The sequence below is a fragment of the Psychrobacillus sp. FSL K6-2365 genome, assembly GCF_038003165.1.
Taxonomy (GTDB): Bacteria; Bacillota; Bacilli; order Bacillales_A; family Planococcaceae; genus Psychrobacillus; species Psychrobacillus psychrodurans.
Window position 1 is genome coordinate 1,969,952 of record NZ_JBBOOO010000001.1, and the last position, 13,173, is coordinate 1,983,124.

Annotated in this window: 15 protein-coding genes and 1 tRNA gene; 4 read left to right on the forward strand and 12 right to left on the reverse strand. The window is 33.9% G+C overall.

Annotated elements, in window-relative coordinates:
- Nucleotides 1-11: 11 nt before the first annotated feature.
- The 3 genes from MKY29_RS09415 to MKY29_RS09425 all read right to left on the reverse strand — a co-directional run bounded on the left by MKY29_RS09415 (nt 12) and on the right by MKY29_RS09425 (nt 3,295).
- Nucleotides 12-830: a GNAT family N-acetyltransferase gene (locus tag MKY29_RS09415; RefSeq protein ID WP_340879594.1), complete on the reverse strand. Its 819-nt coding sequence runs from the start codon at nt 828-830 to the stop codon at nt 12-14.
- Nucleotides 831-1,353: 523 nt separating this feature from the next.
- The gene (locus MKY29_RS09420) at nt 1,354-1,605 is read right to left on the reverse strand and encodes a (4Fe-4S)-binding protein (protein WP_241599882.1); all 252 of its coding nucleotides are present in this window, start codon (nt 1,603-1,605) and stop codon (nt 1,354-1,356) included.
- A gap of 19 nt (nt 1,606-1,624) precedes the next feature.
- Nucleotides 1,625-3,295, reverse strand: a complete 1,671-nt coding sequence (locus MKY29_RS09425) for a ribonuclease J (protein ID WP_340879595.1) — start codon at nt 3,293-3,295, stop codon at nt 1,625-1,627.
- A gap of 154 nt (nt 3,296-3,449) precedes the next feature.
- Here MKY29_RS09425 and MKY29_RS09430 point away from each other — a divergent pair, with 154 nt between their 5' ends.
- On the forward strand, nt 3,450-4,310 hold the full coding sequence (locus tag MKY29_RS09430; RefSeq protein ID WP_241599921.1) for a manganese catalase family protein: 861 nt from the start codon (nt 3,450-3,452) through the stop codon (nt 4,308-4,310).
- Nucleotides 4,311-4,401: 91 nt separating this feature from the next.
- Here the strand turns inward: MKY29_RS09430 and MKY29_RS09435 are convergent.
- The 3 genes from MKY29_RS09435 to MKY29_RS09445 form a co-directional block, all read right to left on the reverse strand.
- Nucleotides 4,402-4,473: transfer RNA gene (locus tag MKY29_RS09435), tRNA-Asn, on the reverse strand.
- A gap of 83 nt (nt 4,474-4,556) precedes the next feature.
- A complete protein-coding gene (locus MKY29_RS09440) occupies nt 4,557-4,976 on the reverse strand; it encodes a universal stress protein (RefSeq protein WP_340879596.1) in 420 nt (139 codons plus the stop codon).
- Between the two features lie 12 nt (nt 4,977-4,988).
- Nucleotides 4,989-6,416: a SulP family inorganic anion transporter gene (locus MKY29_RS09445; RefSeq protein ID WP_340879597.1), complete on the reverse strand. Its 1,428-nt coding sequence runs from the start codon at nt 6,414-6,416 to the stop codon at nt 4,989-4,991.
- 123 nt (nt 6,417-6,539) lie between these two features.
- Here MKY29_RS09445 and MKY29_RS09450 point away from each other — a divergent pair, with 123 nt between their 5' ends.
- Together MKY29_RS09450 and MKY29_RS09455 are read left to right on the forward strand one after the other, a co-directional pair.
- The gene (locus MKY29_RS09450; RefSeq protein ID WP_340879598.1) at nt 6,540-7,082 is read left to right on the forward strand and encodes a recombinase family protein; all 543 of its coding nucleotides are present in this window, start codon (nt 6,540-6,542) and stop codon (nt 7,080-7,082) included.
- A gap of 37 nt (nt 7,083-7,119) precedes the next feature.
- Nucleotides 7,120-7,497: an rRNA methyltransferase gene (locus tag MKY29_RS09455; RefSeq protein WP_093494847.1), complete on the forward strand. Its 378-nt coding sequence runs from the start codon at nt 7,120-7,122 to the stop codon at nt 7,495-7,497.
- A 272-nt stretch (nt 7,498-7,769) separates the two neighbouring features.
- Here the strand turns inward: MKY29_RS09455 and MKY29_RS09460 are convergent, their stop codons facing one another.
- From MKY29_RS09460 to MKY29_RS09470, 3 genes are all read right to left on the reverse strand, one after another.
- Nucleotides 7,770-7,952 (reverse strand): hypothetical protein, encoded by a 183-nt coding sequence (locus tag MKY29_RS09460; RefSeq protein WP_340879599.1) that lies wholly within the window; start codon nt 7,950-7,952, stop codon nt 7,770-7,772.
- A 222-nt stretch (nt 7,953-8,174) separates the two neighbouring features.
- Entirely contained in the window at nt 8,175-9,740 is a 1,566-nt protein-coding gene (locus MKY29_RS09465) for a hypothetical protein (protein ID WP_340879600.1), read from the reverse strand.
- Nucleotides 9,741-9,744: 4 nt separating this feature from the next.
- Nucleotides 9,745-9,945 (reverse strand): hypothetical protein, encoded by a 201-nt coding sequence (locus tag MKY29_RS09470; protein WP_340879601.1) that lies wholly within the window; start codon nt 9,943-9,945, stop codon nt 9,745-9,747.
- Between the two features lie 382 nt (nt 9,946-10,327).
- Between MKY29_RS09470 and MKY29_RS09475 the strand changes: the two genes are divergently transcribed.
- Nucleotides 10,328-10,564, forward strand: coding sequence for a hypothetical protein (locus tag MKY29_RS09475; protein ID WP_340879602.1), 237 nt, complete (start codon nt 10,328-10,330; stop codon nt 10,562-10,564).
- Between the two features lie 215 nt (nt 10,565-10,779).
- Here the strand turns inward: MKY29_RS09475 and resA are convergent, their stop codons facing one another.
- Genes resA through MKY29_RS09490 form a run of 3 tightly spaced genes read right to left on the reverse strand, consistent with a single transcriptional unit; the run spans nt 10,780 to nt 13,170 of the window.
- Nucleotides 10,780-11,325, reverse strand: coding sequence for a thiol-disulfide oxidoreductase ResA (gene resA / locus MKY29_RS09480; RefSeq protein ID WP_340879603.1), 546 nt, complete (start codon nt 11,323-11,325; stop codon nt 10,780-10,782).
- Nucleotides 11,326-11,368: 43 nt separating this feature from the next.
- A complete protein-coding gene (locus MKY29_RS09485; protein ID WP_340879604.1) occupies nt 11,369-12,079 on the reverse strand; it encodes a cytochrome c biogenesis CcdA family protein in 711 nt (236 codons plus the stop codon).
- A gap of 59 nt (nt 12,080-12,138) precedes the next feature.
- Entirely contained in the window at nt 12,139-13,170 is a 1,032-nt protein-coding gene (locus MKY29_RS09490) for a flavin-containing monooxygenase (RefSeq protein ID WP_340879605.1), read from the reverse strand.
- Nucleotides 13,171-13,173: the final 3 nt, after the last annotated feature.

Genomic DNA, 13,173 nt, shown 5'->3' on the forward strand with positions numbered 1-13,173 from the left:
CAGGGTCATTATTATTTATACGTATAGTAATCCTGGGCATGGACAATTTGAAAGCCCATTGATTTGTATAAATTTAGAGCATGTGCATTTTCTGTTTCGACTTCTAAATGGAGAGTATTGCCTTTTTTTGAATATTTTTTGACTATATATTGGAGTACTTTACGTCCAATCCCTTTCCCACGAAAGTGGGGAAGAATACTGAATCCATATATCCAGGCTTCGTTATCCTCTACCTTTACTCTTATTTTACCTACCGATTTCTCTTGAACGTCAATGATATACACGCTATTGTCTTTTTCGAGATCGACTCTATTCTCTATTTCTAAGGAACTTTGTTCATTAAGTCCAAAGGATTCAACATTTAAACGAATCCGTAAAGGTAGATCTCTTTGTTCTGCTAAGCGTAGATCAAATCCATGAACTTCTTCTAATTCTGTTTGTTCCCATTTCATCTGATGCTCAGAAAAGTTATAAACGGCTTTATTGACGTTCAAAAACGATCTTGCTTCTTCAGAACCAGCTGGAGCATTTAACAAAATTTTTGTAAAGCCTTGCATTCTAGCAAAAGATATAGCTTGTTCAAATAGCTTAGAGAAATGGTGTTTTCTACGTTCCTGTGGTTTTACCATGCCACAAATCTCTACGGTCGTTCCAAAGGGATATAGGCCCAGAAACGCAATCAGTTCATCCTTTTCATATAACAGGAAATCATTATTATCGTCGAAACGAGTTTTTAGCATATCCCAATTTAGCTTAAGCTGAATATTGTCATGTGTTTCACATTCTTTTTGTAGTGCTTCAATATCGTTCAATTGTTTAGTATTTAACATAGAAACTCCTTTATAAGTAGATTTTAGTAGTGATATCCGAATTAATAGTTGTTTCAGCCCATTTTCATGTTTTGAAGCTAGTGTAGTAATGCATAAATAGTGGGGCAATTTCCGCTGGCACTACTTCAATTTCATGCCTAACAGGAAGTTGGTCCCCGAAAGCGCTATCAGACAATTTAGCGTAACTTAGTCTGTGGACATATTTCTACGGGGCTTTCAGTTCTATTTAACACAATCCACTTAAATAGACTCACTTCATCCATTTTATAACAAATCTCACTAAAGTAATATGTTTTTTCTGAAAATAAAAAACTTGGAGATAAAATGCTTAAAAATTTATAGAAGAGTGTCACATAGAAATGTGGTCAATTTCCGATACGTATGGAGCTATTCATGCAGAGGTTGCCACCAAAAAAGATGACACGAAATCACGTGAATACTCAATTATTAAATAGCATGAAACCAGTGTTCGTATCATCTTCCCAAATATAATATAGACAAAAAAAGTTCACTAGAGACTCCTCTAATGAACGTTTCTTTTATCTATAAATTTTAAGGCATCACTGGGACAATTATGAACAACACGCTTGCCATCTTCTCTTAGAGCACCATTTGGATAAATCCATGGTTTATGATTAACATTGAAAACGGAAGGGAGGTATTTAATGCAGTTTGCAGCATGGGTGCATTTAGTGGGATGAAAGTATATGTCTATTTCATCCCCATAATATTTTTTATAACCTTGTTCAATAAAGTTTTCTTCTGAATCAGCCACTGGTTTACCTCCAATTTACTTACACTTCAATAATTATAGGAAGTATCATAGGTTTTCTCTTTGTACGACTGTATAAAAGTTTTTCAAGTGACTTTTTAATGTTTTGTTTCAAAACACGTTGATTTCTGTTTGTATCTCTGGTTTTTGAAACGGTAGACCGAACATTTTGATTTACTTCATTAATAAGTGCCTCTGACTCAGGCCCATATACAAATCCACGTGAAATCGTATCGGGACCAGAAATTATTTTGCCATTTGCCTTACTTAATGTAGTAACAATAACTAACATCCCATCCTCAGAAAGTAATTTTCGGTCACGTAAAATGATTTCGCCAACATCCCCAATACCAAAACCATCAACAAAGACATTTCCCGCTTCAATACTTCTAGTTTGGATAGCCTCTTCATTAACAATGTCAACTACATCTCCGTTTTGAATGATAAAAATATTATCACGTTCTACGCCTACTGATTCTGCTAAAAGCTGGTGATGATGAAGCATACGATATTCCCCGTGGATTGGGATGAAGTATTTTGGTTTCATCAATGTGAGCATAAGTTTCAGCTCTTCTTGACAAGCGTGTCCAGAAACATGCATACCTGTGACATTACCTGAGCCATAGATAACGTGGGCACCTAACGTATATAAGTTGTCTATAATTCTGGTAATACTCTTTTCATTACCAGGGATTGGTCCAGCAGCAAAAATGACGGTGTCCTCAGGAAGGACCTCAACTTGACGGAAGCTTGAACTTGCTAATCGGGATAAAGCCGCCATAGGTTCTCCTTGACTTCCTGTGCATAATATCACAATATTTTCTGGATTCATTGTATTGATTTCATTTTGATCAACCAGCATTCCTTCGGGTATACTTAAATATCCTCGTTCCATAGCTACAGACACTACATTTACCATGCTTCTACCTAATAGAGCCAGTTTCCGATTAGTCTTGATAGCCGCATTTACTATCGTTTGTACCCGGTGGACATTGGAAGCAAACGTGGAGATGAAAATCTTTCTTGGTGCTTTTCTAAACGCTTCTTCTACATGGTCTGCAATTTTACGCTCAGAGGGAGTAGAGCCTGGTCTTTCTGCATTAGTACTCTCTGAAAGGAGTAATAATACACCATTTTGACCGAGTTCAGCCATTTTATGAATATCGGGATTTTGTTCATCTACAGGTGTCATGTCAAATTTGAAATCTCCTGTATGAACAATTGTTCCTTGAGAGGTATGAAAAGCCACTCCTAAACAATCTGGGATACTATGGCTTACACGGAAGAAGGACGTTTTTATTGTTCCAAGTCTTAACTTGGATTCCGAGTCTATTAAGAAAAGTTGTGTATTTCTTAATAAACCATGTTCTTTCAATTTAATCTCAATTAAACCTAATGTTAGGTTTGTTGCATATATCGGGATATTAAGTTGTTTAAGGAAATAAGGGATACCTCCAATATGATCCTCATGCCCATGTGTAACGATTAAAGCCCTCACTTTATCCTCGTTCTCTAATAAGTAGGAAATGTCCTGAATGATTAGATCTATTCCTAGTAAAGTTTCATCAGGAAATTTAGAACCACAGTCAATTACAACGATATCGTCATCTGATTGAATAACATACATGTTTTTTCCAATTTCATTTATTCCACCTAATGCGAAAATCGATACTTTTTTGTTTTCAGTATTCATCGTTATCCTCCCATTCAAAATAGCTATACTAAGTATTGCCTCATATTCTAGATTTATAAGGAGTTTTTTAATTTACTTACTTATATTAGTAACATGTATATAAATTATTCATAAAATAGATGGAATGATGAAAAACATAATGGGGGAAGATATATTGTTTTATCACGTTAAAGAGTTACAGTATCACGCAAAACCGGAGAGACCAGATCCAATATTTGCTACGCAACTACAGGAGGTATTAGGTGGTCAGTTTGGAGAAATTTCTGTTGCTATGCAGTATTTGTTTCAAGGGTGGAGTGTAAGAGGTGATGGTAAATATAGAGATCTGTTAATGGATACGGGTACAGAAGAATTAGCACATATTGAAATGCTTGCAACTATGATTGCTAGATTGTTAGATGGCGCACCTGTTGGTGATTTAGAAACAGCTGCCAAGAATCCGATTATCGGAGCCATACTCGGGGGCATGAATCCCCAACATGCTATAGTGTCTGGACTTGGTGCTATGCCAGCAGATAGTGTAGGAAATAGATGGACAGCAGATTATATTATTGCAAGTGGAAACTTACTTGCTGATTTTCGAGCTAACTTAAATGCAGAATCGCAGGGAAGGCTCCAGGTTTGTCGTTTATACGAAATGACGAACGATCGAGGTGTTAAAGATATGCTTTCTTGGTTAATCGCCCGTGATACAATGCATCAGAACCAGTGGATCGCTGCTATTAGAGAGTTAGAATCAAAAGAAAACGTTGTTGTACCTAGTACATTCCCAAAAAGTCTCGAAAAAAGAGAAGTTGCTTATACGTTATTCAATTATTCTCAAGGGAATGCGAGTGCAGCAGGTCCTTGGGCTCATGGGATGGCTCCAGACGGGGAAGGGGTATTTAATTATGTAGAATTTCCTGTGCCTTTTGGTGACGTGCCAAAACTAAATCCAGCTCCACCAAATATTTTCAACACACCTCCAGCAGTTATAAATGCCAATACAGATACAATTCCTCCAAACTTGTGTTAAAAGAAAAATACTGAAGGTTTAAAAAAATACCGTTAAAAAAAGAATGGCCAATCGTAATGTTTTTACGATTAACCATTCTTTTCATTTTTTACTCCGGAGGTAGGACTCGAACCTACGACCAACCGGTTAACAGCCGATTGCTCTACCACTGAGCTACTCTGGAATAGAAGTTATCTTACAAGATTTATTATGAGCTATTCATCATTAAAGTATACATGATATTTACAAAAATCATCAAAGAGAAATTTATTTAACTATTAATGCAGGACATTGCACACGTTTCATCACTTTGTGACTAACACTTCCTAGGACCATTTCTTGTAATCCATTCAGGCCTCGGCTTCCAATTACAAGTATGTCTACTTTCTGTTCATTTGCATAGCGAATAATTTCTGGTCCTGGTGCACCTTTTAATATTGTTATCTTATAATTTAAATGCTCGTCGATAAGTAATTGTTCAACATTCGCAATTCTACGTCGACGTTCAATTAATAAGGATTCAGAGGACCTGGAATGAAGAACATCTTGTTTAGATTTCTCAATATCCACAACCATTACTAATTCTAAAATAGAATCTATTGAGCTTTTTGCTAATTTAATCGCTTCAGTTGCAGCTCGAACTGAGTTTTCTGATCCATCAGCTGCTAGAAGAATATGTTGATACATGGAACTTCCTCCTTAATGTGATGTAGATATACCTATTAATTTTTGATAAAGTATTTCACTTGCAGGATTTAAACCTTTTACAGTAGTTTTTTTCCCTTGTTCTTCTAATTTAGTTACTACTTTTACGATTGCTCCAACAGAGGATTCATCCCATAAATGGCTACTTGATAAATCTATTGTAATATGATCAGCAGTTGCTTGTTCGATTGTTTGAACAAAATGCTGAGTTGAAGCGAAGAAGAGAGGACCCTCAATAATATATGTCCCATCCTGTTCGGATATTTTAACCTTTGAGATGGAAGCAACAAAGAAAAGCGCACTTAAGATAACTCCAACAACGACACCAATTGCTAAATTATCTGTGTATACAACAATTGCAACGGTCACAATCATCACAATAGCATCTGCACGTGGTGCTGTTATGGAATACTTAAACGAACCCCAATCAAATGTTCCAATGGAAACCATGATCATGATTCCAACTAAAACAGGCATTGGAATATCTATTACCAAGTCACCAAGTACAATAATCAAAAATATTAAGAATACGCCAGCTACTAAAGTAGATAGGCGTCCACGTCCACCAGATTTAACATTAATCATGGATTGTCCAATCATCGCACAGCCAGCCATACCACCGAAAAAACCAGTGATAAAATTGGCAATACCTTGTCCTCGTGCTTCACGGTTTTTATCCGATTTAGTATCAGTCATATCATCAACAATTTGGGAGGTTAGTAAAGATTCTAAAAGACCTACGACTGCAAGAGCTAGAGAGTAAGGTAATATTATTTGAAACGTTTCCAAATTAAAAGGTACATTTGGTATGAAGAAACTTGGTAAACTTTGTGTAATGATCCCTAAATCCCCAATTGTTTTTAATTCAACTCCAAAAATAAAAGTAATTGCAGTTAAAATGATAATGGCGATTAGTGGAGCCGGTATAGCTTTAAAAAAGCGGGGGACTGTATACACGATTAATAAAGTAACAGCGACAAAAATATACGTAATAATTCCTTCTCCTAAAATATGCGGGACCTGTGCCATAAAAATTAAAATAGCCAACGCATTTACAAAGCCAATCATGACCGAATTAGGTATAAAGCGCATAAGCTTTGCAATTTTAAATACGCCCAAGAGTATTTGTATAACACCAGTTAATATAGTTGCAGCTAGTAAATAGTTCAAGCCATGATCGGCTACCAAATTGACCATAACAAGCGCCATTGCTCCAGTAGCTGCAGAAATCATAGCGGGTCTACCACCAACAAAGGCAATAATAACAGCAATACAAAATGAAGCATAGAGTCCAACCATAGGGTCAACACCCGCAATAATAGAGAATGCAATGGCTTCTGGAATGAGTGCTAAAGCGACTACAATTCCTGATAAAATATCGCCCCTAATATTTCCAAACCATTGTTGTTGTAATGTTTGCATAAACTTTCTCCTTCAGATATAGTCAATAATAAGTCCCAAAAGCCTTACTTTTAGGACAAGCTTTTCATATCATAACATGACTTTTCCTAAAAAGGAATGATTTTGGGAATTTGGAGGAATAAAATGAAATACGGATATAAGAGACCTTTAATAAATGATGAAAAGGGATTAAAACAACTTCAAGATATGTCCTATTTAGAAGTATGGAGTGAAAATCATCCAAATATGAAAAAAAGGAACGAATTGGAAGAACTACTTATGAGATTAACTAGTGGGGATGAGCTATATGTTCAAAGTATAGTAGTATTAGCGGATTCTTTATCTCATTTCCAAGACCTACTACGCGTATTTGAAAGAGATCAAGTAACAGTTACATTCGTTGAAGAAAATATAAAAAGTACAGATATTCTAAGGATGAAGTTAGTAGATTTACTAGCTTTAGTAACGGATTTACAAACTAAGATTAAGCGACATCAGTCAATTTTTAGTGCTAGAGAAGCTCAAAAACAAGGTAAAAGTATTGGTAGACCCAAAAAATCAGACGATAATTTACAGAAAGCATTTGATATGTATGAAAGTAAAGCATTTACCCTTCAACAAATTAAAGATGAAACGGGCATTAGTAAATCAACGCTATATCGGTATTTAGATCAATATTCAAAATGAAATAAAATAAGTATTTGAGGAATGGATGGAATGTAGTATGTGGAAAATTATAAATGGAAAATTAGTGCAAACAGTTGATCAAACAAGAACAGAATATAAAACACGTATAAGTTCAAGTTTTATAAAAAAACTAAAAAAAATGGCTGCAGAAAATAATTCGCATATAGGATACATATTAGAAAATGGATTTACGAATATTTTAAATGAAAGCTCATTAATCTTTGATAAGAAAAATAGACCAAAAGATCGCGTAGAATTACGTACAACTTGTGATAAAGAAATACTGGAGGCATTACGCTCATTTGCAAAGAGTAATAAGCTCAATTTAAATGACGTTATTGAAGCTAGTGAGAACTATATAAATTTAGATGAGGTTAAACATGCAAACTGGAGATATAGAATAGAAAAGGAGTAAAGAAGAGTGTAATAATTAATATATAAAATAGGGATGTGGTCATAATATATATTATACTAAGTTACGTTTCATAATATAAGTATACTAGTAATAGTGAGATATCAGAGAAAAATGTTGAAGGACAGCAACATGTGGACAGTCTGGACATCAACATGAGGACATTGAATTACTCTAAATTGTTTGTAAGTAAGAACTGCTAATTTTATTTCCAATTTCATTTCCTTTTATACAGGATTTTATGCATTATATTGGAAAGTTTCGTACCCTTTTACTTAACTCCAGTTGTTCATTTTATTTTCTGATATTTTACTGGTGAATAAGGATAGTAGTTCTCCTCCCTGCTCATTTACTATTGTTCTTCTAATGATTGACTTGAAAATTGCATCGATTCTTTGGATTTTTTCGTTAACAGATAAGTCTGTATACTCTTTTTGTCCCTCAAATGTTTTGTGCATACTTTTATACGCTAATAAATTGTATAAAACAGAAAAAATTCACATGGTATATTTCTTTTGTATTATTCTGGTTTTTTTAAATGTCTAATCTTACACCACAAGCTTATGGTCTTTTTCGTTGATCATATCGAATTGTGGTTCAAAAAATAACTTCACCTAAGATTGAATTGAGATTCTCTGTTCCTCTTAAACATCACCTCTTTAATCAATTTGATTACACTACTAGGTTTCCATTCTTTCTAATACTATTCGCAGTGGTGACTTATATGGAGCATAATGAGTAAATTTATTTGTTGGGCAGGTTTTTTGTTTTTTTATGTCATTTATAATAGTTCGCATATATTGATAACGATGATTTGGAAAATAAAAACTAATTTCTCCACTTCTATTTAACGGGATTTGTATCAGATAAGCCGGTACTCTATCATCGAGGTGAAAGTGCTTAATTTTTTTAGGCTGCTGAACTATTTCTAACCATTTAATATAACGCTCAATTAACAAGTTTGAAGTTAATCTATTTACAATAAAATTTAAACTTCTAACATTAAGTTCGAGTAGATTGAATCCTTTCTCTTTAGAGCTAGAATTTAAAAATTCTTTCAAATGTGTCATAAACACTCCTTGCGGAAAGATAGTGAACTGTTCATTTACGCATTCAAAATCATAAGATTTAGTTATTTGTCTATGTGATTCGATCTCCGAAAACGTATTCTTACCTTCACACTCCATTTTCCATAAGATAAAAGCAAGAGCATGTGGACAAATATGTCCCTCCAATCTAGCTTTGTTGAATATTTTAATACATTTATGGTGATCTTTTATTAATTTTCGCAATATATAACGAGTTATCGATTTGTATATACTACGTGTTTGCTTATATATTTCAAAAAAAATGCTATCCAACTGATCACGTTCTTTGAATTCAAAGTCTGTAAATCGATATGAAAAAACCTCTTTATACTCTTCTTGCAAACGATGATCATTGCTTTTCATTTTAAATATATTTTGCTTGGATGCTATTTTTACAGTACCAATATTATTTTGTTCATTTTTTATAGCAGCAATAAATAATTCTGCTACCTGTGGTAAATAGTCTATTTCATTTTTATACAGTCCAAGGTCTTTAGTGTAGTTTAGAGGGTAAACAAAACTATATTTATGAGCTACAGCTTTATCTAATTCTAACCAAGTTGCAACATTTTTTTCATTTAGCAATGGTTGAAACTGCCAGGATTTAAACACTGTCCTAATATAATCTGAACCAAGAAAAGAATAGCCACAACTACAATGAAAGGCGGTTATCTTCCCATTGTTGATAATATATTCAGGCATGAGCTTATTGCAGTTTATACATTCTTTTAATAATTTTTGATTGGGATGAAATGCACAATAATCAAAGAATCTGATTTGGTGAAAAATACTATGAAAACCAGATTTTAAACACTCCGGGCAATACGATAAGTTATTTCGAATGTAATCGCCTACATATTTAACATTGGGTAAAATGTGTATCAATTTTTCCATTTGATTATTCTGATTTTCTACCAAGTTTATTCCAATAATTTTTTCTGTTAACTTGGGATCGATGCTATCCAAGCTAATTAAATTTCTAATGCCACTTCCAGCATTAGAAATTTTTTTCAGCCTCTGTACATTGTCATTTCCAAACAGACTTAAAATGGTATCACTATCAATGGCATTTGCATACTTGAATTTTTCAAATATCCCCCAAGTTGATTCATACGGGTGAATCCAACTAATTGACCAGGTGAAATGTGAGTTTACCAATGCTTCATACCCTCTCTTCCCAATGGTTTATTAGAAGCTCATTAGTAGGCATTTTAAATCTATAAATTGCATTTGAGATTCTTGTAAATGAATCATCTACATTAGAAATATTTGAAAGATGTGTATGAAAATCAATTTCTACACTCGATAGACCTAATAAATCATCTAAATCTTTCAGTATTACTTCCCCTCTCCTAATGAGCAATAATCAAAAAAACCATTCTTTTTTATTTGCTACCCCTTTAACGACACTATATACAGTAATTTTCGGTAATTACCAACTATATGTAGTGTAAATCATTTGCTTCTAATTATCCAACGTTTTAAAAACCATGATTTAAAACAATTAATTAACTAGATTAGGACTTGATAACAACAATCGACTGTGATGACAGTAATTCAGTTTATTTTTTTCATATTTCCCCACCTACTAGAGAAAAATAGTCAGTCAGCCAGCGCATTATATATCTTCTAAAATGACTGTATTGACTAAGAAATTTCTATATTGGTTAGACTTGTATTACTTTAATCATCGAATTAGTTAACGGATAAACTTTAAATATTGAAACAGGGAGGAAAAACTAGCTATGTTAAAAAAAGAAGATGACAAAGTAATCTATTGTTATAGCTGTCGTAAAAAGAGTCTATTTACGCGAAGAGATGTGAGCAATAATAGTGGTGTAGAAAGTCATTGTAGCGAATGTACATATCTGTGGTTCGAATGGCAAAATCGAGCAGTAGAGCGAGAAAAAGAAAAATGGGTTGAATATAATGGAGGCTTAGTAAGTAATTCTAAGATTTCTCAGTCAAACTTCATACATTAAAAATTTGCTAGCTCAGCACGTAAATCTGGTTTGTTATACTATCCATTTTTTATCAAGTTCATTATTAAAAGGACCTATTTTATTTTAGGTCCTTTTGTAAGAAAATGTTTGTTTAATTTAAATTACCAACATCCTGAATAGTAAGTTAGAGCAGAACATTGGGTTACATCTCATTAAATAAAATCAACTCAAACTTATTATAGTTTAGCTCCAAATTATTTTTCATTCCCAGGGATTATTTGCGCCATATATTTCTTAATCGCTTCTTCACTCATCTCACCAGTGATTATTTTCTCTATCTTACCTTCTGGATTAACAAGAAATGTGGTTGGTAGCGGATTAATATTGTATGTTTCCATTACACTCTTATTATTATCAATTAATACAGGAAAAGTTAAACCTAGTCGATCTACAAATTTTTGAACAGCAAAATCAGACTCACCTATATTTACGGCTAATATCTGAAGACCTTCGTCTTTAACCTTTTGATATTGTTGATCCATTAGAGGAAACTCTCTTTCACACGGTTTACACCAAGTTCCCCAAAAGTTTAAAAAGACTCCTTGACCTCTATAATCCGATAATTGATGTTTTTCTCCATTCATATCAGTTAGTACAAAGTCAGGGGCTTCATCTCCCACTTGTAGTACGCTGTTTTTTTCTTTCGTTAAGTTAGAATAAATGGTGAAGGTTATTACTCCAACCATTAATACCAAAAGTATAAGGCGCATGTAAAACCTTTTTTTCTTCTTATTATCCATAGTTTCCAACTTTCCTTTCTTTCTTATCAGTTAATAAATGGCTTTAAAATCCTGTAAACCCGCCAAAAAAAGGTGTTAAAAATGCTATAATCTTTGTCATCATATCGAAATACAGCAGTATTCCCATTACAATCATTAGGGATCCGCCTATTTTCATAAACAATCCGCTTCTATTTTGAAGAAACTTCAATTTCCCAATAAACATGGACATAATTAGAAACGGAATAGAGAAACCAAGAACATAAAATAGCATATACAGCATTCCTCTTCCTGGGTCTGACACTCCTAAAGCAATAACTCCCGCAAGTATCGGCCCTGTACATGGTGTCCATCCTGCCGCAAATCCCATTCCGATTAACACGGAGCCTATATAACCTTTAGGTCTTTTTTTAAACTGGACTCTTTTCTCTGACAGTAACAAATCAAATTTAAATATCCCTAGAACTACTAAACCAAAAAACACGATAATGATCGCACCTATTTGTCGTAATAGATCCTGATATTGAATAAAAATCGTCCCGATAAAAGAAGTGGAGAAGCCTAAAGCCATAAAGATGGCTGAAAATCCAAGTAAAAATAGAAGGGTATGTACCAATGCCTTCTTATTTAATATACCTTTTTCTTCTTTAAGTTCATTTAGTGATACGCCAGTAACATAGGAAAGAAATGCAGGATAAAGGGGTAGTGAACAAGGTGATATAAACGACAATAATCCCGCCCCAAAAGCAAGCAATAAACTTAATTGTTCAAACAAATCATTTCACCATTCTTTCTTATTGAGAAATTATTTAACAAAACGACAACATTAAAAAATCAACTGTTTATATGATTCATAATATACTTTGCATCCTCGCCAACACCTTGTAAAAGGGAAGAACCTCTTTTATACTGCCAGGGAAGACCCAAGAAATACAAACCCCTAATTGAAGTCACACCTCTTCGATGTTTAATCGTCCCTTTTTTATTGTATATATCAATGTCTAACCAAGAATACATTTGTTTGAAACCAGTAGCCCAAATGATATTGTCTACTTGAAGTTTAGTATTGTCCTTAAAAAACACATGAGTTTTTTCTATATTTATGACTTTTTCGTTTAACGTAACTTCACATTCTTTTATTGCTTTTTTTAGTTCGAACCCAAAGATAGGATCCCCGTTTTGCTGAATTTTTTTTCCTATGCTAGATGTATTTGTTGCTTTTAATATTCCAAGTTTATCAAACCACCAGAAAATACTTTTCCCTCCCACTTTTAAGGGAAGGAACCGTAATTTTTGACTAACAGACAAGAACGTATTTTTTGTGCCAGATAGTTCAACAGCAATTTGAGCACCACTGTTCCCACCACCAATTACTAAGACATTTCCTGGTTTTAGTTGTGAGGGATTGTTATATTCTGAAGAATGAAGTTGAATTACATCACAGCTTAAGTTTTCCGCAAAATGCGGAATATATTTATGATGGAATGGTCCGGTTGCCATTACGATATTCCTGGCTGTTAATATTCCCTTATTGGTTTCAACAGAAAAAATATCCTTGTTATGAGCTACCTTTAATACTTCTGTTTCTAATTGGATAGGCAACTTAAATTTAGCCGCATACGTTTCTAAGTAAAGTGCAATCTCCTCTTTGGTAGGAAAGCCTTGCGCATCTCCTTCAAGCGTAAGTCCTGGTAAAGAGCTATACATTCTAGGAGTGAACAGGGTGAGTGAATCATATCTACTTCTCCACACTTGCCCTATATTGTTTCCTTTATCTAAGATCAGAAAATTACTGTTGCTTTGTGTTAAATAGTAACCCATCGCTAACCCTGCTTGTCCCGCACCTATAACTATTGTGTTATACATAAC

Coding starts and splice junctions, on each gene's coding strand:
- MKY29_RS09460 (WP_340879599.1), bottom strand. CDS start 7,952: ATGCACAAAACATTTGAGGGACAAAAAGAGTATACAGACTTATCTGTT.
- MKY29_RS09425 (WP_340879595.1), bottom strand. CDS start 3,295: ATGAATACTGAAAACAAAAAAGTATCGATTTTCGCATTAGGTGGAATA.
- MKY29_RS09415 (WP_340879594.1), bottom strand. CDS start 830: ATGTTAAATACTAAACAATTGAACGATATTGAAGCACTACAAAAAGAA.
- MKY29_RS09455 (WP_093494847.1), top strand. CDS start 7,120: ATGTGGAAAATTATAAATGGAAAATTAGTGCAAACAGTTGATCAAACA.
- MKY29_RS09440 (WP_340879596.1), bottom strand. CDS start 4,976: ATGTATCAACATATTCTTCTAGCAGCTGATGGATCAGAAAACTCAGTT.
- MKY29_RS09450 (WP_340879598.1), top strand. CDS start 6,540: ATGAAATACGGATATAAGAGACCTTTAATAAATGATGAAAAGGGATTA.
- MKY29_RS09490 (WP_340879605.1), bottom strand. CDS start 13,170: ATGTATAACACAATAGTTATAGGTGCGGGACAAGCAGGGTTAGCGATG.
- MKY29_RS09475 (WP_340879602.1), top strand. CDS start 10,328: ATGTTAAAAAAAGAAGATGACAAAGTAATCTATTGTTATAGCTGTCGT.
- MKY29_RS09445 (WP_340879597.1), bottom strand. CDS start 6,416: ATGCAAACATTACAACAACAATGGTTTGGAAATATTAGGGGCGATATT.
- resA (WP_340879603.1), bottom strand. CDS start 11,325: ATGGATAATAAGAAGAAAAAAAGGTTTTACATGCGCCTTATACTTTTG.